The organism is Streptomyces pallidus (ex Mingjun et al. 2026), from assembly GCF_051550185.1.
Taxonomy (GTDB): Bacteria; Actinomycetota; Actinomycetes; order Streptomycetales; family Streptomycetaceae; genus Streptomyces.
Genome location: NZ_CP196181.1, coordinates 1,447,042 through 1,468,601 on the forward strand (window position 1 = coordinate 1,447,042; position 21,560 = coordinate 1,468,601).

Below are 21,560 nucleotides of genomic sequence, written 5' to 3' on the forward strand. Positions count from 1 at the left end.
CCCCGAACGGGCCACCCACCGAGGCCGGAACCGAGAAGACGATCAACGACTACGAAAGTCTCGTCAGAGCCGAACGATGTACCGCCCCTGACCATGGCGGCAGCCTACTGGTTCGACGGATTCCCGGGGCCGGACGCTAGCGGAGGTGTCGCTGCACCTGGGCCCTGTACGTGCCCTCGGAGATGTTGACGGTGTTGTTGATGTCACCGACGGAGAAGTTGATCAGGCCGCCGCAGACGAGGAGACAGAATCCGGGGGCGGGCAGCGTCGGGGCGGACGTGACCTGGACGGTCGTGGTGTCGTGGGAGGCGTCGCACTCCGCGTTGCCGTTGTAGGCGGCGGTGATGCTGTGCGAGCCGGCGGTGGCGAACGTGGCGGTGTAGCTGGCCTGGCCGTTGGCGTGCACGGGCACGGTGCCGAGCAGGTCGCTGCCGTCGAAGAACGTCACGCCGAGCCCGCCGGCGGGGTCGGCAGGGCAGTCGACCGTGGCCACCAGCTGCACCGGAGCGCCCGCCGCGGCGGACTGCGGAGTGGCCGTCACGGTGGTGCCCGACGCTACGGCCCAGGCGGGCGAGGCCAGCCCCAGCACGGCAGCCAGGGCTGTGACGAAGACCAGTCTCGTTCTTCCTTGTGTGATCCTCACCGGTTCAACTCCTCGTTCTGTCGCGGGCCGGCGGGTTGCCGGCGCCGTGGAGCTTCACGTTATGGCGACCCCTTTTGCCTTCCGGGAAGGCGGCGCGCGCAAGTAGCCTGGTCGGATCACCGCCTGAACCGGTCGTCGGCAGACGAGTGCGGGAGCGGCACAAGGGCCGTACGAGGTGCGGGGGGCGGCGTGCTTCCATTCCCCGCTGTCCGGGTGTCAGATGCCGGGCTGGGCTTTCCGGGTGTAGGTCAGCCCGGGGCTGGTGCCACCCGCAGTGGTGACGGTCACAGTAACCGGACCTGCAGGTCCCGCGGGTGCGACCCCCGTGATCTGTGTGTCCGACACGACGGTGAACGAGACGGCCGTGCCCCCGAAAGTGACGGCCTTGGCGGTCGCCAGGTTCGTGCCGGTGAGGGTCACCACGGTGCCCGCGGACGTCGGACCGGCAATGGGCACCAGTGCTGTCAGGGCGGGTGTGGCGACATAGGTGAACGCGACGGGGTTGCTTGTGCCACCCGATGTGATCACCGTGATCGGTGAACTGCCCGTTCCGGGCGGGGCGGTGGCTGTGATCTGTGTCGCTGACACCACGGTGAAAGAGGCGGCGTTGGTGCTGCCGAACCGTACGGTAGTGGCATTGAGCAGGTTGCTCCCGGTCAGTGTGACCACCGCGCCTCCGGCCGTCGGGCCCTGGGCGGGATCGGCACTGTTCAGGACGGGAGGCGCGACGTAGAAGAAGGCGCCCGGGGCGCTGGTGCCGGCCGGTGTCGTGACGGTCACGGCAGCGGCTCCGGCATTTCCGGCAGGGGTTACGGCGGTGATCTGGGTGGCCGAGTTCACCGTGAACGACGTCGCCGGGACGCCGGCGAATTTCACGGCCGTGGCGCCGGTGAACCCCGTTCCCGTGAGGATGACACTGGTACCGCCCGACGTCGGACCGTTGTTGGGCGCGATGTCCGTGACCACCGGCACCTGCGCCGCTGTATAGGTGAACATCACCGAGTTGCTGGTGCCGGTCGGATGGACGACGGTCACCGCCGCCGCACCTGCGGCGTAGGGCGGGCTCACAGCCGTGATCTGGGTGGCCGAGTTGACGGTGAAGGAGGTGGCGTTGGTGCTGCCGAACCGTACGGCGATGGACCCCGTCATTCCGGTGCCGGTGAGGGTGACGGTGGTACCCCCGGTGGTCGGCCCTTGCGAGGGATTGATGGTATTGATCGTGGGCGGCATGAGGATGCTCCTAGGCAGCCTGGACGAAACCCGGTTGACGCGGATGCCGATCCGGCGCCGGGGGAACCGTCGCGTCTGGCTTCGGCGGATGGGGGCGTCCGCCCACTGAGGATCACGTGGCCGGACGGCGGGGAGGGCGGGAAACAACGATCGCGCTGCCGCCCGGTGAAGACCGGGCGGCAGCGCGGTTGAGGGTCAGATGCCGGGAGCCGCGACGTAGGTGAACGCGTCGTCGGCCGTGACGGAGCCCGCCGGGTTGGTCACCACCACGTCGACTGCGCCGGCGGTCCCGGGCGGGGTCACCGCCGAGACCGTGGTGGAGTTCACCACGGAGAACGGTGCCGGGTTGCCGTCGAAGGTGACCGACTCGGTGGTGCCGAGGTTGGTGCCGGTGATGGTCACACCGGTACCGCCGGACGTCGGTCCCGAGGTCGGCGTGACAGCGGTCACCGTGGGGACGTCCACGTAGGTGTAGGACATGCCGTTGTGCGTCCCGCCCGCGGTGGTCACGCTCACTCCGACAGGGCCCGCCGCTGCGCCCGCCGGCACGGTGACGGTCAGCTGCGTGTCGGAGAGGACCGTCGGCGTGGCGGTGTTGGCACCGAAAGACACACTGGTGGCCGTCGCCAGCCCCACACCGCTGAGCGTGACCGTGTTGCCGCCCGCGAGGGCGCCGGACAGCGGCTGGAGCGTGGACTTGAACGGGGCTCCGACGTAGAAGAACGGAATCGGGTTGCTCGTGCCACCCGGGGTGGTCACGGTCACCCCGACGCTGCCGAAGCCCGACGGCGACACAGCCGTGACCTGGGTCGGCGAGACGTTGGTGACGTTGGTGGCCGGCTTGGTGCCGAAGGTGACGGCGGTGGTGCCGGACAGGTTCGCACCGGTGATGGTCACCAGTGTGCCGCCGCCGGTGGATCCCTGGTTCGGAGAGATGGGCATGGAGAGACTCCTCGCTGACAGGACGGGGCCAGAGGACACAGCGGAACCGGGGGACCGCCGGGCCGACCTTCGCGGAAGACCCTCACGGGAGGACGGACGGCTGAACCGTGCCGCCGGGTCAACGGAGTTCCCTCGTAGGAGCACAAAGGAAGAACCGGCAGACACCGCCCTCTATCGTGATCCCCGGCCATGGGATGGGCGGCCCACCGGTTCGCTGGTTCAAGTAACCCACACGGCCATATCGCTGACAAGGCGTCAATCAATGCACTTGGATGGCTGAGCGCGCCACACGGGCGCTTGAATGTCACCGGCGTACGCCATCGATCTCTGAACCGGTCCGGCTTCGGCAGAGATCTCGGTGGTCGGGCGCGAGCCGGGGTTTCGCGGTCGGCCGCCGGCCGGAGCCCGTCTGGTCCTGCCGCACCCACTTGGACAGTGCCTCGGCCGTACCGGCTCCCGGCTTCTGGGCGACGGCCTTCAGCGCGGCCGGCTCGGCCGGGTGGTCGCCGAGCACTTCGGCGACCATACGCACCGCACGTCGACGCAACTCAAGCGAGCAGGAGGAAGGCCATGCCATGACTCAGCCCTTACTGGGTGTTTCGTCTCCGAAATCGCCGTTTCAAGCCGGTTCGCGGGGTGTGTGATCGGCTCTGCTGCGGTGACTCCGGAAGCTGTGGTGGCAGGAGTGTCGCTGGCGCGCGCATGTCCGCCGGAACCGTGCACTTCGTTCTGTCTCATTCCAAAAGGCCAGGCCGGAGAGCATCTGTCTGCCTACTCCCGCGGACCCTGGCCGGAGCGGCGATTCCGCAGTATGCCGTCGTTATGACGGATCGTCGACGATATCCGAGCGACCTGTCCGACGCCCGCTGGGCCTTGGTGGAACCAACCCTGACAGCCTGGCGCCAGGCCCGGACCGCACGCGCACTCGCCTTCGGCCGGCCGCCCGAGCACGACCTGCGAGACCTCCTCGACGCGATCCTCTACGTCGACCGCACCGGCATCCCCCGGCGCTACCTGCCGCACGACTACCCGCCCCACCAAACGGTCTACGCCTACTTCGCCCGATGGCAACGCGACGGCGTGTTCGAGCAGCTCAACGGGCTCCTGCGTCGTCTGGTCCGCGCCAGCGAGGGCCGCGATCCGGAGCCGACGGCCTGCATCATCGACTCGCAAAGCGTCAAGACCTCCACCAACGCCCCGTCCGCCACCCAGGGCGTGGACGTCGGTAAGAAGATCGCCGGCCGGAAGCGGAACATCGTCACCGACACCATCGGACTCCTGCTGACCGTCCTGGTCACCGCCGCCAGCGTCCAGGACAGCACCGCAGGCCAGCACCTGCTGACCGCGGTCGCCGCCGACCACCCCACCGTACGCAAGACCTGGGCCGACATGGGCTACGAGACCGCCGTCATCGAACACGGGGCGACCCTCGGCATCGACGTCGAGATCGCCCGCCGCGACCCCACGACCAGGGGATTCGTTGTCCAGCCCCGCCGCTGGGTCGTCGAGCGAACCTTCGGCTGGCTCATGAACCACCACCGCCTCGCCCGCGACTACGAAGCCCTCCCAGCCCGCTCCGAAGCCGTGATCCACGTCGCAATGATCAACCTCATGACCCGCCGACTGACCAACGAAACCACCCCGACCTGGCGCGGAACATGATCCACAAATCAGGGATGAAACACCCAGTTAGAGGGTGTGTGGGCCCGGATTCTCACCTTGCTGCAGGCGAGGGCTGACGCGGCCGGGCTGATCACGTGGGAGGTGAACGTCGACTCCACGGTCTGCCGGGCCCATCAGCACGCGGCTGGTGCCCGCCGGGACGGGGCCGGGCAGAAGGAGCCCCCCGGAGGGGTCGGGGCCGAGCCGGAGGATGACGGGCCGGGCCGGTCGCGGGGCGGGTTCTCCACGAAGATCCATCTGGCCTGCGAGCAGGGGCAGAAGCCGCTGTCGTTGCTGGTCACGGCGGGTCAGCGGGGTGACAGTCCGCAGTTCGAACCGGTCCTCGAAGCGAGCGCCGTGCCCAAGGTCGGCGGTGGCCGTCCCGTGTCCGCAACCGCAAGCGCCGCGGCCGGGCCGGTGGCCGACCGCCGGCCTTCGACCGGGAGGACCACAAGGCCCGCCACGCGGTCGACTGCGCAATCAGCCGCCACAAGCAACCGGGCTGTCACGACCCGGTATGACGAGCTCGCCGTCCGGTTCGAGGCGGCCGTCCAGATCGCGGCGATCCACCAGTGGCTGTGAATCAGCGGATGCCCGCACGGCCTTACCATGCTGATCACGGCATTGGGCAGCACATCTTTGGGGAGGGCTTCGGGCCGCCAGGTACCACTGCGCCGACAGCGAGAACGGCGACCACGTCGACGACCCGTCCGAGAACGCCCTGTTCACCCTGATCGGCGACCTGAACGACTCGGATAACACGTTCGTCGTGATCCAGCCTGACCAGGACGCCCCTGTCTGGTTTGCCTCTGTCGCCGTCCTGGACGAGGGCGGATACGAGGTCGTCCGCCGCGACACCACGCGCCGCGAACACGACGTGACCGTCGAGACCAGCACTGACCGCATCGCGGGCGACCTCACCAAGTGGCTAGCCGCCCGCGCTTCCTGAAACACGACCTAGACGCGTCTGATTCTCCACCGAACCCGTAACAGTTCGCTCTGCAGGGTCAGCAGAAAACAGGCCAGTCGGCACCGCGCAAGCGGCACCGACTGGCGATCCAACCCCTCTCGGGATGCCCATCGTGATCCCGGCGAACCTGCAACCCTCCCCACGTGTGGAGGGGGCAGTCAACCCCGGTACCACGTTTCCCGAGCGGTACGGGCTGCCCAGTGGTTGGAATACATCCAGTAACGCAAGGACCCGGCATATGCCGCAAGCCCCAGGTTGCCGCGTCACTCGATCGGAGCAGCAAAGCGCCTCCGCCGGGAGCGGGAACAGGACTTCGGCCCTCATTCTCGCTGGCCAGAGGCATTTCCTGCTTCGCTGACCACCTGTTCGACAGGCCGCTCCACGAAGGTGCGAGGCCAGCGAATCGGCCATTCCCCGCAAACGCCCGTCACTCACTGTGATCGCGATGCGTGCTGACCAGTGTCCCGTACACCTCCGTGTTGGACGTGCGGTCGCGCCTGTTCCGCAGGTGGGCCCACGGAACAGGCGCGGTGCACGATCACTGGGTCGGCCACCCCATGGAGCGGGTGACGTGCCGCGCAATGGTTTGGACGTGGGGAGGGTCGATGACGGAGAGGTGGTCGCCCTCGACGGGGACGATCTCGAGGGTCCCGCACAGGGGCGCCCATCCGAGGTCGGCGTCCTGCCGGAGGTAGCGCGGGTCCAGAGCGGCGGTGAGCAGCTGCGGTTGCTTGGCCCGGTAGAGGACCACATGGCCCTCCTGGGGACGGGGGACATACCGTTCGCCGACGCGGGCATCGACGTACGAGGTCCTTTGGTGCTCCATGATTCCTGGGCTCATGTCGAGGCCCGCCTCGGCGACCAGACGCATGACCACGTCGATCTGCTGATCGTCCGGGGTGGCCGCCAGCTCTTCGTAGGGCAGGTCAAGACGGTGCCCGTACGTCTTCTCGATGTATTCGGCGAAACGACCGAAACGCTCGAGCAGGAACTCCCGGGATTCCGATTGCGGCAAGGCGGGCGGCAGGATGGTGTCGATCAGTCCGAGGAACCCGATGCCCCGTCCTTCCTGCCTCAGTTGACAAGCCACTTCGTAGGCGAGACATCCTCCGAAGGACCAGCCGAGCAGGTGGTAGGGCCCTTCCGGCTGGAGGTCACGGATGAGTGTGCGGTAGTGGGCCGCCTTCTCCTCCATGGTGCCCAACTCGTCGACGCGCTCCAGGCCGTACACAGGCTGTTCGGCCGGCAACAGCCCGATCAGGGGCAGGTAGACCGAGGTCGGGCCGCCGGCCGGGTGGAAGGTGAACAGCGGGGGCCGTTCCGACCCGGCGAGTGGGGGGCGCAGGGTGGTGACCGCCGACCGGCCGGTTCGGTTGACGACCGGCCGGATCAGTTCGGCGACGGCGGCGACGGTGCGCTGGGCGAGAATGGCGTCGGCCGTCAGGCTCAACTCGGTGTCGTCGCCGAGGCGCCGGCGAATGGCGTCCGCCATGGCCGCGGCGGCGGCCTGGTCCCCGCCGGCGGTGGTGAAGTCCTCCCGGATGTCCTTGGGCCCTTGTTGCAGGACTTCGGCCCAGGTGCTCGCAACCAGCCGCTCCGCGGCGTCCCTGGGGCCGAGGAAGCTCGGCAGCGCGGGTGTGGAAGGCTCTGCCTGTCGTGTGTCGTTGGGCGCCATCGGGGCCGTCGGCTGCGTAGCCTCCAGACCGAGTTGTTCGAGCACCGCGCGGCCGAGTTCACGCAGGCTGGCACCACGCAGCAGCAGGGGAGCCGGCAGGTCGATGCCGAAGTCCTGGCGGAACGCGTTGCGGATGCGCACCGCCACCAGGGAGTCCAGGCCCAGCTCGGTCAGCGGGATCGTCTCGCTCAGTTCGGCGGCCGTGAACCCCATGATGGCCGCCGTTCTCCTGACCAGGCGTGCGTACACCGTGTCCGGGGCGGAGCTGCCGAGATTCGCGATGCCGTGGGGGCCTACCCAGTCGTCGGCGCCGGGAGAGCCTTCCCCGAGGACGTCGGAGAAGAAGGGGATGGCGGACAGGCCGGGGAACGCCTCCAGCACGCGTTCCGTGTCGAGGTGGACGACGCCCACGTGCGCGCGATTGAGTGTGGCGAGTGCCTGCAGGACGTCCAGTCCCTCGCTCATCTGGATGGGCTCCAGGGCCGACACCGGGTTCCCGGCCGCCATGCCGACGTTCGCCCAGGGGCCCCAGGCGATGGAGATCGCGGGCAGGCCGCTGGCTCTGCGGCGGAGGGCCACGGCGTCGAGCCAGGCGTTGGCGGCTGCATAGGCGGACTGTCCGGGTGAGCCGAGAAGTGCCGCGGCGGAGCTGTAGATCACCCACCAGTCCAGATCGTGGTCGGCGATGACCGCCTCGAGGTTCCGGGCTCCGACGGCCTTCGGCCGCAGCACCGTGTCGATGTCCGCCGGTTCGAGGTCGGTGATCACGCGGTCGTGCAGGACGCCGGCGCAGTGCGCGATGCCGCGCAGGGTGTGCCCCTCGGCGAGGGCGGCGCGCACCAGGTCCGTGGACACGTCTGCGTCCGCGATGTCCCCCTGGACCAGGACGACGGAGGTTCCCCGGTCCTGCAGCTCGGCCAGGGCGGCCTGGGCCTCGGGTCCCGGGGCACGGCGTCCGTTGAGGACGATGCGCCCGGCGCCCTGCTCGGCGAGCCGGCCCGCTGTCGCCAAGCCCAGTCCGGTCAGGCCGCCGGTGATGATGTACGCGCCGTCGGGACGGGTGAAGGCCACCTTGTCGTTGTGCTGTGCGCTGAGGTCGGCCCGGGCGAGATGGGCGGTGAGGCGTGTGCCGGCCCTCCAGGCGATCTCGTCCGCGTCGCCGCCCGCGAGGAGTTCGCGGGCGAGGTCGTCCAGCGCGCCGGGCTGCTTGTCGATGTCCACCAGCGAGGCCCTCAGATGAGGGTGTTCGAGCGCCAGGACCCGGACGAGTCCACGCAGGCAGGCGAGATACGGCGTCCCGGGTTCCCCGGCCCCCGTCGCCTGTGCCAGCACGGTGGCCATCCACAGACGCGGGGGTTCCCGGCGCGTGGCGCCGGCCAGACGGCGCGCCAACCGGGCCGCTCTGTGCAGTGGCCGCATGTCGTCGTCGCGTTCGTGATGCTGGAACAACAGGACTACGGCGCTCGGGCCGTCCTGCGGGGCCTCCAGCCAGGCGTCGAGGACGGCGTCGCAGGCCTCGTCCAGGGCGTCGGTCGGCGTGACGTCGACGCCCTCGGCTTCCAGGGCCGCCACGAGCGAGGCCGTGGCACCGCCCCCGGCGTCCGGTTCGTCACTGAGGAGCAGGGCTCGTTCCAGACGGCGCGCCGGCAGGGGAACGGTGGACTTCTCCCACTGGATGTCGTAAGTGAACGTCTCCAGGGACCGGGGGACCTCGCGCCGCTCGACGGGCTGCATCTGGACGAACCGGGCGACGATCTCGCTCGTGGCGCCCCGGGCGGAGACGTGCCACTGGTCGACGCCCGCCTCCGCCGGGTCGGCGCCGTCGACGGGCGTGCAGCGGATGTCATAGCCGGTGTCGAGGAGGCCCTGCCCCCTGATGTGCAGGAACCGTACACCGACCGGGACGGTGTGTGCGGCGGCCTCGACGGCGGGGGCGCTGCCCGGTGGCGTGTCCGCAGCGCTTTGCGGACACAGCATGGCGGTCAGAACATCTGCGTAGGACGACCGGTGGGGGGACCGGGGGTTTTCGGGGGCGAAGTGCCGGACGAGGGCGGGGGCCGGTTCCGATTCGGGGTCGTGCTCGTCCTGGGGTTCCGGGTCGCGGGTGACGCGGGCCGAGGCGTAGCAGCGCCACGTGGTGCCGGGGCCGCGGGCGTGGAGGGTGATGGTTCCGTGGGTGCCGGAGGTCGGTTCCCACACCGCGGTCAGGGGGGTGCTGCCGGAGATGGCGAGCCACTGATGGATCTGCAGGTCCTCGATGCCGAGGTGGGTGACGCCCTCCCGGGCCCACAGGTCCAGGGCGGCTTCGATCACCAGCTCCGCCGCCTCGACGAGGGTCAGCACCGCTCTGCCGTGGACCGTGCTGCGGGTGCCGTGCCGGCGCGTGCCGACGTCTCCCCGCCACAGCACTGCGCCGGTCCTCGGGTCGTCGGTGCGGCCCCCCAGCAGAGGGTGGCCGCCGGCCTCGGTCGTCCGGGCGGGGCAGGGGAACCAGAAGCGTTCGTGCCGCCAGGCGGGTGTGGGCAGTGAGGTGCGCGCACCGGCGGGCCACAGCCCGGGGTCCAGCGTGACGCCGGCGAAGTGCAGTCTGGCCAGTGCGGCCCTTAGCTGAACGGCGTCGTCGGTGTTCTTGTGCAGGGTCGGGACGACCAGCGCCTGGTCCCCCGCCGGGGTGGCGTCGAGGCTCTCCGCGAGCGGGACGATGACGATGGGGTGGGGCGAGATCTCCAGGAACAGGGTGTGGCCGTCCTCCGCTGCCGCGGTCACCGCCTGCTGCAGGCGCACCGGGCGGCGGACGTTGGCGCACCAGTAGCTCGTATCGGCTGCCGTGCCGGCGCGGGGATCATCGAGGACTGTGCTGTACCAGGGTGTGGTGGGCGTGTGCGGGTGCACGTCGACAAGATCTTCGCGCAGGGACGGCAGGACGGGATCGACCAAGGCTGAGTGTGCGGCTGCGCCGGTCTCGAGCAGTCGGGCGAGCCAGCCCTGCTCGGTCAGCTCGTCCACCAGGTCGCGCACCGCTCTGGCCGGTCCGGTCACCGTGCAGCGTTGGGGCGAGGAGTGGACGGCGACCTCGACACCGGGAAAGCGGCCGAGGACGGCCGCACGGGACTGTACGGGAAGCTCCACCGCGGCCATCGCGCCGGCGTTTTCGGCTTCGAGGACGGCGAGGTAGGCCGATCGGCGGGCGATGACGCGCAGTCCGTCGCGTTCGTCGAGAGCGCCGGCGACCACGGCGGCTGTGACCTCGCCCATCGAGTGGCCGATGACGGCGGCGGGCTCCACGCCGTAGCCCTGCACGGTACGTGCCAGGGCCAGCTGGAGTCCGAAGACCAGCGGCTGGATCCGGTCCACTGTCCGGGCGGCATCGGACATGAGCATGTCGGTCAGTGAGGAGCCGGTTTCCGCGAGGAAGTTCGCGTCGAGCGCGGACACCTGGGCGGCGAAGAGAGCGTCGTCGGTCAGCAGGCGCCGCCCCATGCCCTCCCACTGTGAGCCGTAGCCGGAGAATACGAAGACCGGTCGGCACGCTGTGAACGACTGCGATCCTCGCGCGTCGGTGCACGCGGCGACCACGCCGGGAACCGTCTCGCCCCGGGCCAGCGCGGCCAGTCCGGCAGCCGTCTCGGAGCGGGTCCGCGCGATGACGGCGGCGCAGGACGGGCCGCGGCGGTGCGAGGCGAGCGTGTGGGCGATGTCGGTGAGGGCGGGCGCGTCGTCGGCGGCCACCCATCGCGACAGGCTCGCGGCCACGTCGGCGAGCCTGTCCGAGGAACGGGCCGACACCACCAGGATGTGCGGGTGGCCGGCCTCTTCGTCGTCGGCCCGCGTAGGCTGTGCGGGATTCGCAGCGGTCGGCGGTGCCTGCTCAAGCACGGCGTGGACGTTCGTGCCGCCGAAGCCGAAGGCGGACACACCGGCGCGCCCCGGGCGGCCCCCCGCCGTGGGCCAAACTGTCGGTTCGGTGACCACGCGCAGGCCCAGCTCGGCGAAGTCGATGTGGGGGTTGGGGCTGTGGAAGTGCAGGCTGACCGGGATACGGCCGTGATGCAGGGCCAGCACGGTCTTGATCAGGCCGATGATGCCGGCCGCGCCTTCGAGGTGGCCCAGATTGCTCTTGACGGATCCGATCAGCAGTGGCCGGTCGGGATGCCGGCCGCGTCCGACGACCGCTCCGAGGGCGGCCGCCTCGATGGGGTCCCCCAGCAGGGTGCCCGTGCCGTGCGCCTCGACATAGTCGACGTCGGCCGCGTCGATGCGTGCGTCGCGCAGGGCGTCGCGCAGCAGCGCTTCCTGCGCTGCCGGGTTGGGTGCCATGAGGCCCGCCGACCGGCCGTCCTGGTTCACGGCGGTGCCCTTGATGACGGCGAGCACCCTGTCGCCGTCGCGCCGGGCGTCGGCAAGCCGCTTGAGCACGACGACGCCGCAGCCCTCACCGCGGGTGATGCCGTCCGCCGCGGCGTCGAAGGGTTTGCACCTGCCGTCCGCGGCCAGCAGGCCGGCCTGTTCGAGCGAGGCCGTGACCGCTGGGGAGAGGAGCAGGTTGACTCCCGCGGCCAGTGCCGTGTCGCACTCCCGGCTGCGCAGGCTGCGGCAGGCCAGGTGCACGGCCACGAGGGACGACGAACAGGCCGTGTCGGTGGTGATGCTGGGGCCGCGGAGGTCGAGCAGGTAGGACACGCGGTTGGCGACGATGCTGCCTGCGGATCCGGTGCTGGTCCACGGGGTCAGTCGCGCGGGATCCGAGGTGGTCAGATACCCGTACTCCAGGGCGCTCAAGCCGACGAAGACGCCGGTGGGGGTGGACCGCAGGGCGTGGGCGGGTACCCCCGCGTGGTCCAGGGCCTCGCAGATGACTTCGAGTACCAGCCGTTGCTGGGGATCCATGACTTCGGCCTCGTGGGGCGTGATGCCGAAGAACTTGGCGTCGAATCCCTCGATGTCGTCGAGAAAGGCGCCCCACTGGGTGGTGGATTCCATCAGGGCCGTGACGTCGGGCGCTGTGCCGGCGAAGTTCGGCCAGCGGCCTTCTGGCACCCGGCCGACCGCGTCCGTTCCCGCCGTGAGCTGCTGCCAGAAAGCGTCCGGCCCCTGTACGTTGCCGGGCAGGCGGCAGCCGATGCCGACGACGGCGATCGCACCGTCGTCGGAGCGGGCGGTGGAGGCTGTCTCATCGGCGGCACGGGGCTGCCGGTCCGGTTGCGCAGCATCGGCCTGGTCGGCCTTCGTCAGGGTGGCGACGAGTTGTTCGATGGTGGGGTGCTCCCACAGCAGCGTGGCGGCCAGTGGTCGGTCGAGCATCTTCTCCAGTTCGCCGGTCAGTCCGACGGCGTCTCGGGAGGTGAGGCCGTACTCCGCCAGAGGTCGGCCGTGGTCGAGTTGTTCCGGAGCGATACCGCTGATGTTCGAGACCAACTGCACCAGTGCGTTTCGCAGTTCTGCCACGCCCGGTCCGGAGCGGCCATCCGTGGTGGAGGTGGCGGCCTGGGCGTTGTCCTCGACTGACTCCTGGTGTCCGCCTGGTTGGTTCATACGTTGTCGGTCTCCCTCTGTACCTGGGGGTCGGAGGTCCACGCACCCCTGAGGTAGTGCTCGCGGCAGGCGCTGCGGGCGACCTTCCCGCTGGTGGTGTGGGGTACGGTGCCGGGCTGGGCGAGGACGAAGTCGTGCATCGCGATGGCGTGACCGGCGGACACCGCCACGCGTACGGCGCGTGTCACCTCGTCCTGGACCCTGTGGGGCTCCGCGAGGTCACGGGTGTGCTCGGCGACGACGACCAGGCGTTCTCCGTCATCACCGGGGACGGAGAACGCCGCGGTGTGGTGGCGGCGGATCGCCGGGTGGGCGTTCTCGACGCTGTGCTCGATGTCCTGCGGATAGTGATTGGTCCCGTCGATGATCACGAGGTCCTTCATGCGACCGGTGATGTAGAGGTGCTCGTCGTGCCACAGACCGAGGTCTCCCGTGCGCAACCAGTGATGCGTCCCCTCAGCCGGGTCGTCGCCGTGGAGGGTGGCACGGAAGGTGGCCTCGCTCTGTTCCGGGCGTCCCCAGTAGCCGCGTCCGACGTTGGGGCCGCGCAGCCAGATCTCGCCCACTCGCCCGTCCTCCAGCCGGACGAGGCCGACCGGGTCGACGATGGCGGCCTCCTGGTCGGTGGGCCGTCCGCAGCCGACCAGGCGGGTCACGGCCTGTCCGTCGGTGCCCTCGGCAGGCCGGGCGGTGCCGGCCGCCAACGCGTCACGGTCGAAGGAGGTGACGGTCGGTTCCGCACCGGCCGGTGAGGCGGAGACGAACACAGTCGCCTCGGCCAGCCCGTAGGACGGGCGCATCGCTGTGGGGACCGCTCCGACCGGGGCGAAGGCCTGCTGGAACCGCTGGAGCGTCTTCTCGGCGATGGGTTCACTGCCGTTGACCATGGCGGCGACCGATCCCAGCGACAGCGTCGCGCGCTCCTCGTCGGTGACGCGGCGCACACAGTAGTCATACGCGAAGTTGGGGGCGGCGGTGAGCGCACCCGGGTATTCGCTGAGCAGCCGCAGCCACCGGACGGGCTGTTGTACGAAGGACAGCGGATCCATGAGCACGGAATGGATGCGGCCGACGACAGGAAGCACGATCGCCAGCACGAGCCCCATGTCGTGGTACAGCGGAAGCCAGCCGACGGTGCAGTTGCGCCCGGCTCGGATGTCGTACGCCTTCAGCGCCTGGCGTGCGTTGGCGCAGACGTTGGCGTGGGAGATCTCCACGCCGGACGGCATGCGGGTGGAACCCGAGGTGTACTGCAGGTAGGCACAGTCCTCGGGGCGCGGATGAGAGGGCTCGCCGTCCGTCGGTGCGGCCTGTGCCGCCCAGTCCGAAAGCAGGTCCTCCTCGGTGGCCACTCGCACGCGGAGGCCGTCCTGGTTGGCGCAGAACTTCTCCGCGGCCTGAAGCGAGTCGGGGCTGGTGAGGGCGAGCACCGGGTTGGCGTCGGTGAGCGCGGCGGCCAGTTTCTCCGCATGGCCCGGCAGAGCCGGGGGGAAAAGGGGTACGGCGATCGCACCGGCGCACGTGGCCGCGAGGAAGCCGACGACGTAGTCGAGGTTCTGCGGACCGACGACCGCCACCCGCTCGCCGGCCGCGCCGCCGTGACGCAGGACAGCCGCGAGGGTACGTACCCGCTGCTCCAGCTGGCGCCACGTCAGACAGCTGTAGGAACCGTCACGATCGGTGCTGAAGTCCACCAGAGTAAACGCTTTTTCATCTGGGGTCTGCGCCGCGGCCCGGGCGAGATGATGACTGATCGTGTCTTTCATGGCTTTCAGCACTAACTCACCGGACCTTCGTTCTCGACAGGCATTCGGGACGCCTCGGCCGTCAGCCCGTCAGGCGAATTGATGGGCAGCCGCCGCTGCCCATCACCGCTTCGCAACGGATAGTTGCAATGGTGGGCGATCAGCCAAACACGGCCGGGTACCGAGAGGCAGCGCCACGCCGAGGGCCACGCCCGATCGGCGTACGGAACCCGAGCGGCGTTTTCCCCACCGGATACCGTCATCAGGGTGCCTGGGGCTCCCCCGAGAAACGAAAAGGTGGCAACAGGTCAGATGGGACTCATCAGGGACGGCCCGACCCGGCCCAGGCGACCGCGCTCCCCGGCGAGCAAGCACCCCCTCCCGGGGGCGAGCCCGTACTCCGGGTACCACCGATCTCGCCGTGATCGCCACCCCGGAGGGACCGCGCTGTGGCTGTCGGCGATCCGGGACGCCTTCTCCCGCCGGGTCGTGGCCTGGCAGACCTCCGCCCACGCGGACGCCGGTCTGGTCCTCACCTCGCGGGAGTGCGCGTTGGTCGGTCGCGAGGCCGCCCGGCAGCTCGTGCATCATGCGGAGCCCGGGCAGTGCACGCCATCGAGTTCACAACACGCCTGGTCAGAGCCGGAGCCCAGGTATCCGTGGGCTCGATCGTAGACTCGTGTGACGATGCCCTGGCGGAGAACCTGTGGGTGCCGGTCAGGACCGAGTGCGTCCGCGGCCACGTCTTCGTCACCGGAGCCGGGGCCCGGGCCGAGGCCGATCCAGCGCTCTTCGAGTACACCGGCGGCTTCCACAACCCCCGCGGTATCCGGAAACGGCCCGGCTCCCTCAGCCCCATCGGGTTCGAGCAGAAACAATACGCCAACCAGGCAGCCACCGAATAGGCGAACCTGAAATCACGCCGACCCACCCGACCAGCTATTCAGCATCTCCCCGGCGGGGGGGCCTCAAAACGGTAGTCGCGCCTGCACGCCCACGGGGCAGAGTACGCAGAAAGGGCGCGCAGAACGTGGCGGCGCCTTACCAGCGCCCACGCCGCTTAAGGCAGGTATCGTGAGCCGACTGCGTGTCCTCGCAATCCTCGTGGCTGTACTGCTGCCGTCCTTCATGACGGCCCTGGACAACACCGTCGTCAATGTGGCCCTGCCTCAGATCCAGGCCGAACTCGCATTGCGCGAGGCAGACCTCAAATGGGTTGCGGCCATTTATCCGCTCACCCTCGCCAGCCTTCTGCTGCTGGGCGGGCATCTGGCCGACACCGTCGGGCGGCGTGCGACGCTGTGGCTCGGTGTCGCCCTCTTCACCGTCGCATCGGTCGGGTGCAGTGCGGCGCCCTCGGGAATGGCGCTGATCGCCTGCCGGGGGCTGCAGGGAGCGGGCTCGGCGCTGATCCTGCCGGCCTCACTGGCGGTCCTTTCCCACGACCTGCCGCCTCGCGCGCGCAATGCGGCATTCAACGCCATCACCGCCGCGTTGGCTTCTGCGCTGGCCTGCGGCCCCGTGGTCTCCGGGGTCATGACACAGCACCTGGGCTGGCAATCCGTGTTTGCCATGAACACGCCACTCGGCTGCACGAGCCTCCTCGCCGGCTTCCTCGTCCCCCGGCCCGGGCCCTCGCCCCGTACCGCGTCCACGCCCTCGGCCACACTCTCGCTCCGCGTCGTGGCATTGGCCTGTTGCTCGCTGGCGGCCCTCGCCTACTGCCTGATCGAAGGGCCCGAAAAGGGATTCGGCGACATTCCCCTCGCCACGTCAGCAGGCATCATCGCCGCATCGGCCGTCGGTCTTTCCTACGAACTGACATCGCGCCGGAACACCGTGCTGCGGCCCCTCTTCCGGCAACGCCCTTTCACCGGCGGAGTCATTATTCAACTACTGTGGGGCCTGAGCGTGAGCGGAGTCTTCTTCTTGACGTCCCAGTTCCTACAGAACGGCCTCGGCCTCGCCCCGACCCCAGCTGGGCTCGCATTCATTCCCGTGGCCTTCTTCCTGATCATCACCACCCCTTTCATCGCGCGTATGGCGCGCCGCTGGGGAGACGGCCGGATCTCCGCTGCGGGCCTGCTCCTGGTCGGCGTCGGGTTGCTGATGGTCGCACTGGGCAGCTCCGGAGGGAGTCTCACCCATATCCTGCCCGGGCTTTCGGCCATCGGCTTCGGCTCTGCGCTGGCCGTTCCGCTGACCACCCGTGCTCTGGAATCCTCACCCGATCACCTTTCCGGAATCGCGGCCGGATTATTCAGCGCCGTCCGGGAGGCGTCCGGAGTCGTCGGGATCGGTCTGGTGGGCGCCGTCACGTCGTTCGTGAAACATGCCGCAGCCGCAGCCGGGGCCAAGGACTCGGATGCCTTTCTCTCCGGCTACCAGGCCGGTCTGTGCTTGGCGTCAGCACTGGTGGGGGCGGGAGCTCCCGTCGCGCTGTGGGCGCTGCGACACCGCAGAGGTACACCGGAAGGCGGCAGGGGAGCGTCCGCGTTCACCTCGGAGCCAGGACGATGACTGGTCAGGCCCGCCGGAGGGGTACCCGACGGGCACAAGGATCCGTCGGACACACGATCACGGCGCGCCAAGCGCCACCAGAACACGGTGGATTCCAGGGGCCGTTGCAACTGAGCCGCCCTCGCAGCGAGGAGTCCGCGACTACAGGGGAATGCGCGATCCGGCATAGGCGCCGACCAGCTCCTTGCCGACACGGCACCCCGATGTCCGTAGCACACCGACGAGCCGCCGAACAGGAAGCACCTGGGACGTCACCCCCTCGCGCCTCCTGCCGCCACGACGGCGCCGCGGCACCTGTCACTGGTCGGATACCGGGCCATGGGCACGCTCACGGACTGCCACCGGGCCCGGTCAACGGAAAACGCGCACGTGACGGACCGTATGGCGCATCCGGCTGTGCCGAGGTGCGCAGCAGCCCAATCGACCCGCCCCCAGCGGCCCCCAGCCGGCCCACGAAAATGATCAAGGGGCCGTTTCAGATTTCCTCTGAAACGGCCCCTGACCTGCGACTTCGCAAAGTCGGGACGACAGGATTTGAACCTGCGACCCCTTGACCCCCAGTCAAGTGCGCTACCAAGCTGCGCCACGTCCCGATGCCCGCTGACCTGGGGTTTCCCCCGGCCGTACGCGCACAAGAACAATACCGCACTTCCCGGGGTGGTCGCGCGCAGGTTTCGGTCGCGGGGCGTGGGGGTCGGCGGTTGACCTCGACCGCGGTTGAGGTTGCAGGATCGATGCATGACACAAGGAACCGCGGACACGGAGTTCCGCCACCAGGACCTGGGCCGGCTCATGGCGCTCATGACCGGCGCCGAGAAGCACGGGCCCGCCGCCACGTCCACCCTCGACGTGCTGTGGGTGCTCTACGACCGGGTGCTGCGGGTCGGGCCCGAGACCGCCGAGGACCCGGCTCGGGACCGCTTCCTGCTGTCCAAGGGGCACGGGCCGATGGCGTACTACGCCGTGCTCGCCGCCAAGGGGTTCTTCCCCGTGGACTGGCTGAGCGGCTTCGGCTCGTACGACTCCCCGCTGGGCCACCACCCCGACCGGGTGCTGGTCCCCGGCGTGGAGATCGCCAGCGGCTCGCTGGGGCACGGGCTGCCGCTCGCCGTCGGCAGCGCCCTGGGGCTGCGGGCCCAGGGGCTGGCCGGTCCGGCGGTGTGGGTGCTGATCGGCGACGCCGAGCTTGACGAGGGCAGCAACCACGAGGCCCTCGCCTACGCGGGGTCGGCCGGGCTGGATCGGCTGCACACGGTGGTGATCGACAACGATTCGGCGACCCACGGCTGGCGGGGCGGGATCGCCTCCCGCTTCGAGGCGGCCGGCTGGTCGGCGGTGACCGTGGACGGCCGGGACCACGAGGCGCTGTACGCCGCGTTCACCGCGCCGCATCCGGGACGGCCGCACGCCGTGGTCGCCCGCGTCGAGAAGAAGGCCTGAGGGGAGAAGCCATGGACACCATGCGGGAGCGGTTCATCGCGGTCACGTCGCGGTTGCTCGACGAGGACCCCCGGCTGGCCCTGGTGCTGGCCGAGATCAGCATGGACGGGTTCCGGCCCGCCCGGGAGCGCCACCCGGACCGGGTGATCAACGTCGGTATCCGGGAGCAGCTGCTGGTCGGGGTGGGCGGCGGGCTGGCCCTGACCGGCGTGCGACCGGTCATGCACACCTTCGCGAGCTTCCTGGTCGAGCGGCCGTTCGAGCAGCTCAAGCTGGACTTCGGGCACCAGGGAACGGGTGGGGTCCTGGTGAGCGCGGCGGCCAGCTACGACTGGCCGGCCGGCGGTTTCACGCACATGTCACCGGGTGACGTGGCGCTGATGGACACCCTGGAAGGCTGGACGGTCCACGTGCCCGGCCACCCCGACGAGGCCGAGGCGCTGCTGCGGCACGCCTACGCCGCGGGCGACGACAAGGTCTACGTCCGGCTCTCGCTCCAGTCGAACGCGGCCCCGCGCCCGGTGGACGGTCTACGGACGGAGACCCTACGGGAGGGTGGCGGCGGGGTGGTCGTCGCCGTCGGCCCGCTGCTGGACGAGGTCCTGGCGGCGACCGAGGGGCTCGACGTGACGGTGCTGTACGCCGCCACCGTGCGGCCCTTCGACGGTGCGGCGCTGCGCGCGGCCGTCGGCCGGGCCACGGCCGACGTGGTCCTCGTCGAGCCGTACCTGGCCGGCACCTCCTCGGCGGCCGCCGCTCAGGCGCTCGTCGACGTGCCGCACCGGGTGCTCGGGCTGGGCGTCGGCCGGGCGGAGCTGCGCCGCTACGGCACGATCGAGCAGCACACCGCGGCCCACGGGCTGGACGCCCGGTCCCTGCGGGAACGGATCACCGCGTTCCTGCGGTGATCCCGCCCCCGCCGGGCACCGTCACTTCCCTGCCAGGTCGGGGTGGGTCTCGGGCAGGCGGTGGGGGCCGCCTGCCGCCAGGAGTCGACGAGGATCGCCCGCGGCTCCGCCCGGTCCGATCCACGGATCCACGGGCTCGGCGGTCAGCGGGTCCGCGTCAGTGACCGTGGCGTCCGGCACCGACAACCGTCGCCCCCGTCAGCCCACCCGCACCGCGTCCTCCCGCGTCCGGACCAGGTCCGCGAGCTCCGCCGCCAGGGACTTCACGGTCGCCACGCCCTCCGTCCCCCACCGGCGGGGCTCCACGTCCACCGCGCAGACCGTGCCCAGGACCATTCCCTGGCGGTCGGTCAGCGGCGCGCCCGCGTACGACCGCACGCCGCTCTCGTCGACGACGGCGTTGCCGGCGAACCGCGCGAAGTCCCGTACGTCCTCCAGCACCAGGGCCCGCCGACGCACGACCACGTGCGGGCAGTACCCGTGGTCCCGCGGCAGCACCCGCGCCGGATAGCCGCTGGCCGGCGCGTCCGGCGCGTGGTGCAGGCCGGCGAAGAACTGCCTCTCCTCGCCGACGAAGTTGACCCCCGCGTACGGCGCCTGCAGCACCTCGGCGACGCGTCGCGCGAAGGCGTCCAGCTCGGTGTCCTCCCGCTGCCCCAGGCCCAGTTCGCGCAGCCGGACGGCACGCGCGGGTGCCTCCCGGTCCACCGGCGTGAGCAGCAGGTGTCCGGTCGACTCGTAGTACGTCATGACGGTTCCCCCCTAGACGGATACCGATCCGGCCGCTGTGGTGCGGCCAGGGACAGCAGATGGTGCACGAGGACCGCCAGCACCCCCGTCCCGGAGCCCGGCAGCCGCGCGTCGCACCGTACGACGGGCACGTCGGGCGCGAGGCCCACCGCCTCGCGGACCTCCTGCGCGGTGTAGCGGTGTCCGTCGTCGAACTCGTTGACGGCGACGACGAAGCCGATGCCGCGCCGCTCGAAGAAGTCCACGGCCGGGAAGCAGTCGGCGAGGCGGCGCGTGTCGGCGAGCACGACCGCGCCGAGCGCGCCGATGCACAGTTCCTCCCACAGGAACCAGAACCGCTGCTGGCCGGGCGTGCCGAAGAGGTAGAGGACGTGGCGCTCGTCCAGGGTGATCCGGCCGAAGTCGAGGGCGACGGTCGTGGTCGTCTTCGTCTCGACGCCGTCCAGCGGGTCGGTGGCCCCGCCGATGCCGCTGAGCAGTTCCTCCGTGCAGAGCGGCTCGATCTCGCTGACCGCGCCGACGAATGTCGTCTTGCCCGCCCCGAACCCGCCCGCGACGAGGACCTTCAGCGTTGCGGGCAGCGCGGCGGTGGCGGCCGCGCGGGGGTCGGTACGGGTGTCACAGTCGTCGGCGTAGGCCATCGAGCACCGCCCGGAGCAGGGTCTGGTCGTCGGCTGCGGCGAACGGTCCGCCGCCCGGGAACCGTGGCGCCTGCGCCGTGACGGCCCCGGATTCCATCAGGTCGGACAGCAGCACCTTCACCACCACCACCGGGAGCCGCAGCTGCCCGGCCACCTCGGCGACGGTGACGGCCGCGGCGCCCGCGCACAGGCGCAGCGCGAGGACGTGCTCGGCGCCGAGTGCGGTACGCGGCCGCACCCCGGTCGCGGTGACCAGGGACAGCAGGTCGAGGGCGACGGCCGCCCGGGTCCGCCCGCCGCTGGCCGTGTACGGGCGCATCACCCGCCCGGCCGAGTCGTCGAGCCAGGGCGCCGGCTCGGGCGGGGCTCCCCTGCCGTGCACGGCCCGGGCCCGCATCACTCCCGGCCCGGGGCCGGTCGGCGGGGCGGGGCCGTCAGGTACGGGCGGACGCTCTTGACCAGCATGGCCATCTCGTAGCCGAGGACGCCCGCGTCGGCCTCCCGGTCGGCGAGGACGGCCAGGCAGGTGCCGGATCCGGCGGCCGAGACGAAGACCAGCGCGCTGTCGAGCTCGACGACCACCTGCCGGACCTCCGCGCCCTCGCCGAAGCGGGATCCGGCGCTGCGGCCGAGGGAGTACAGGCCGGACGCCAGCGCCGCCAGGTGGTCGGCGCTGTCGGCGTCGAGGCCGTGCAGGCAGGTGACGAGGCCGTCGGCGGTCAGGAGCACCGCGCTGCGGGTGTACGGGACCCGCTGGACGAGGCCGCTGAGCAGCCAGTCCAGATCGGAGAGCCGGCCGACTGCCGGTGCCGGTTCCGGCGGCGTCGTCGCCGTCGTGGTCGCCGCCGCTGTCGTGGTCGCTGTCGCTGTCGCTGTCGGGGCCGTCGTGGTGGACGATTCGC

General features: G+C 70.5%; 15 protein-coding genes, 1 tRNA gene and 2 pseudogenes. 7 read left to right on the top strand and 11 right to left on the bottom strand.

All coding sequences use genetic code 11. The features are described 5' to 3' along the window. Positions 1-136: 136 nt before the first annotated feature. From ACSHWO_RS06220 to ACSHWO_RS06235, 4 genes are all read right to left on the bottom strand, one after another. Positions 137-643 (bottom strand): Ig-like domain-containing protein, encoded by a 507-nt coding sequence (locus tag ACSHWO_RS06220; RefSeq protein WP_438310358.1) that lies wholly within the window; start codon positions 641-643, stop codon positions 137-139. A gap of 216 nt (positions 644-859) precedes the next feature. Continuing rightward, on the bottom strand, positions 860-1,873 hold the full coding sequence (locus ACSHWO_RS06225) for an IPT/TIG domain-containing protein (RefSeq protein WP_438310359.1): 1,014 nt from the start codon (positions 1,871-1,873) through the stop codon (positions 860-862). 195 nt (positions 1,874-2,068) lie between these two features. Further along, the gene (locus tag ACSHWO_RS06230) at positions 2,069-2,815 is read right to left on the bottom strand and encodes an IPT/TIG domain-containing protein (RefSeq protein ID WP_438310360.1); all 747 of its coding nucleotides are present in this window, start codon (positions 2,813-2,815) and stop codon (positions 2,069-2,071) included. A gap of 304 nt (positions 2,816-3,119) precedes the next feature. Beyond that, a complete protein-coding gene (locus ACSHWO_RS06235; RefSeq protein WP_438310361.1) occupies positions 3,120-3,392 on the bottom strand; it encodes a hypothetical protein in 273 nt (90 codons plus the stop codon). Positions 3,393-3,637: 245 nt separating this feature from the next. On the opposite strand from ACSHWO_RS06235, the gene ACSHWO_RS06240 reads away from it, so the two are divergent. The 3 genes and pseudogenes from ACSHWO_RS06240 (at position 3,638) to ACSHWO_RS06250 (ending at position 5,426) form a co-directional block, all read left to right on the top strand. After that, positions 3,638-4,477 carry an IS5 family transposase gene (locus ACSHWO_RS06240; protein ID WP_438310362.1) on the top strand — a complete coding sequence of 280 codons (840 nt, stop codon included), beginning with the start codon at positions 3,638-3,640 and terminating at the stop codon, positions 4,475-4,477. Positions 4,478-4,501: 24 nt separating this feature from the next. Continuing rightward, positions 4,502-5,059 (top strand): annotated as a pseudogene (locus tag ACSHWO_RS06245) (IS5 family transposase); the annotation flags it as partial. Positions 5,060-5,086: 27 nt separating this feature from the next. Further along, positions 5,087-5,426 (top strand): annotated as a pseudogene (locus ACSHWO_RS06250) (hypothetical protein). Positions 5,427-5,985: 559 nt separating this feature from the next. On the opposite strand, the gene ACSHWO_RS06255 reads toward ACSHWO_RS06250, so the two are convergent. Both ACSHWO_RS06255 and ACSHWO_RS06260 read right to left on the bottom strand, forming a co-directional pair. Then, on the bottom strand, positions 5,986-12,654 hold the full coding sequence (locus tag ACSHWO_RS06255; RefSeq protein ID WP_438310363.1) for an SDR family NAD(P)-dependent oxidoreductase: 6,669 nt from the start codon (positions 12,652-12,654) through the stop codon (positions 5,986-5,988). Next, entirely contained in the window at positions 12,651-14,420 is a 1,770-nt protein-coding gene (locus ACSHWO_RS06260; RefSeq protein WP_438310364.1) for a fatty acyl-AMP ligase, read from the bottom strand. The genes ACSHWO_RS06255 and ACSHWO_RS06260 overlap by 4 nt, the downstream gene beginning before the upstream one ends. A 584-nt stretch (positions 14,421-15,004) precedes the next feature. Between ACSHWO_RS06260 and ACSHWO_RS06265 the strand changes: the two genes are divergently transcribed. Further along, the gene (locus tag ACSHWO_RS06265) at positions 15,005-15,304 is read left to right on the top strand and encodes a hypothetical protein (protein WP_438310365.1); all 300 of its coding nucleotides are present in this window, start codon (positions 15,005-15,007) and stop codon (positions 15,302-15,304) included. A 169-nt stretch (positions 15,305-15,473) separates the two neighbouring features. Next, positions 15,474-16,919, top strand: a complete 1,446-nt coding sequence (locus tag ACSHWO_RS06270; protein WP_438310366.1) for an MFS transporter — start codon at positions 15,474-15,476, stop codon at positions 16,917-16,919. 519 nt (positions 16,920-17,438) lie between these two features. Here the strand turns inward: ACSHWO_RS06270 and ACSHWO_RS06275 are convergent. After that, a tRNA-Pro gene (locus ACSHWO_RS06275) sits at positions 17,439-17,512 on the bottom strand. Positions 17,513-17,657: 145 nt separating this feature from the next. On the opposite strand from ACSHWO_RS06275, the gene ACSHWO_RS06280 reads away from it, so the two are divergent. Both ACSHWO_RS06280 and ACSHWO_RS06285 read left to right on the top strand, forming a co-directional pair. Then, positions 17,658-18,359, top strand: coding sequence for a transketolase (locus ACSHWO_RS06280; RefSeq protein WP_438310367.1), 702 nt, complete (start codon positions 17,658-17,660; stop codon positions 18,357-18,359). Between the two features lie 11 nt (positions 18,360-18,370). Beyond that, entirely contained in the window at positions 18,371-19,267 is an 897-nt protein-coding gene (locus ACSHWO_RS06285) for a transketolase family protein (RefSeq protein ID WP_438310368.1), read from the top strand. 198 nt (positions 19,268-19,465) lie between these two features. Here the strand turns inward: ACSHWO_RS06285 and ACSHWO_RS06290 are convergent, their stop codons facing one another. Genes ACSHWO_RS06290 through ACSHWO_RS06305 form a run of 4 tightly spaced genes read right to left on the bottom strand, consistent with a single transcriptional unit; the run spans position 19,466 to position 21,441 of the window. Further along, positions 19,466-20,017, bottom strand: coding sequence for a GAF domain-containing protein (locus ACSHWO_RS06290; RefSeq protein ID WP_438310369.1), 552 nt, complete (start codon positions 20,015-20,017; stop codon positions 19,466-19,468). Further along, the gene (locus ACSHWO_RS06295) at positions 20,014-20,658 is read right to left on the bottom strand and encodes a GTP-binding protein (protein ID WP_438310370.1); all 645 of its coding nucleotides are present in this window, start codon (positions 20,656-20,658) and stop codon (positions 20,014-20,016) included. Before ACSHWO_RS06295 ends, ACSHWO_RS06290 begins: the two co-directional genes overlap by 4 nt. Continuing rightward, positions 20,636-21,055 (bottom strand): DUF742 domain-containing protein, encoded by a 420-nt coding sequence (locus ACSHWO_RS06300; protein ID WP_438310371.1) that lies wholly within the window; start codon positions 21,053-21,055, stop codon positions 20,636-20,638. The genes ACSHWO_RS06295 and ACSHWO_RS06300 overlap by 23 nt, the downstream gene beginning before the upstream one ends. Continuing rightward, positions 21,055-21,441 (bottom strand): roadblock/LC7 domain-containing protein, encoded by a 387-nt coding sequence (locus tag ACSHWO_RS06305; protein ID WP_361092785.1) that lies wholly within the window; start codon positions 21,439-21,441, stop codon positions 21,055-21,057. The genes ACSHWO_RS06300 and ACSHWO_RS06305 overlap by 1 nt, the downstream gene beginning before the upstream one ends. Between the last annotated feature and the right edge of the window lie 119 nt (positions 21,442-21,560).

What these genes read in the sequence shown, in the direction of transcription:
- ACSHWO_RS06255 (WP_438310363.1), bottom strand. Translation starts at nt 12,654, where the DNA reads ATGAACCAACCAGGCGGACACCAGGAGTCAGTCGAGGACAACGCCCAG.
- ACSHWO_RS06230 (WP_438310360.1), bottom strand. Translation starts at nt 2,815, where the DNA reads ATGCCCATCTCTCCGAACCAGGGATCCACCGGCGGCGGCACACTGGTG.
- ACSHWO_RS06300 (WP_438310371.1), bottom strand. Translation starts at nt 21,055, where the DNA reads ATGCGGGCCCGGGCCGTGCACGGCAGGGGAGCCCCGCCCGAGCCGGCG.
- ACSHWO_RS06295 (WP_438310370.1), bottom strand. Translation starts at nt 20,658, where the DNA reads ATGGCCTACGCCGACGACTGTGACACCCGTACCGACCCCCGCGCGGCC.
- ACSHWO_RS06240 (WP_438310362.1), top strand. Translation starts at nt 3,638, where the DNA reads ATGACGGATCGTCGACGATATCCGAGCGACCTGTCCGACGCCCGCTGG.
- ACSHWO_RS06235 (WP_438310361.1), bottom strand. Translation starts at nt 3,392, where the DNA reads ATGGCATGGCCTTCCTCCTGCTCGCTTGAGTTGCGTCGACGTGCGGTG.
- ACSHWO_RS06280 (WP_438310367.1), top strand. Translation starts at nt 17,658, where the DNA reads ATGACACAAGGAACCGCGGACACGGAGTTCCGCCACCAGGACCTGGGC.
- ACSHWO_RS06285 (WP_438310368.1), top strand. Translation starts at nt 18,371, where the DNA reads ATGGACACCATGCGGGAGCGGTTCATCGCGGTCACGTCGCGGTTGCTC.
- ACSHWO_RS06260 (WP_438310364.1), bottom strand. Translation starts at nt 14,420, where the DNA reads ATGAAAGACACGATCAGTCATCATCTCGCCCGGGCCGCGGCGCAGACC.
- ACSHWO_RS06225 (WP_438310359.1), bottom strand. Translation starts at nt 1,873, where the DNA reads ATGCCGCCCACGATCAATACCATCAATCCCTCGCAAGGGCCGACCACC.
- ACSHWO_RS06290 (WP_438310369.1), bottom strand. Translation starts at nt 20,017, where the DNA reads ATGACGTACTACGAGTCGACCGGACACCTGCTGCTCACGCCGGTGGAC.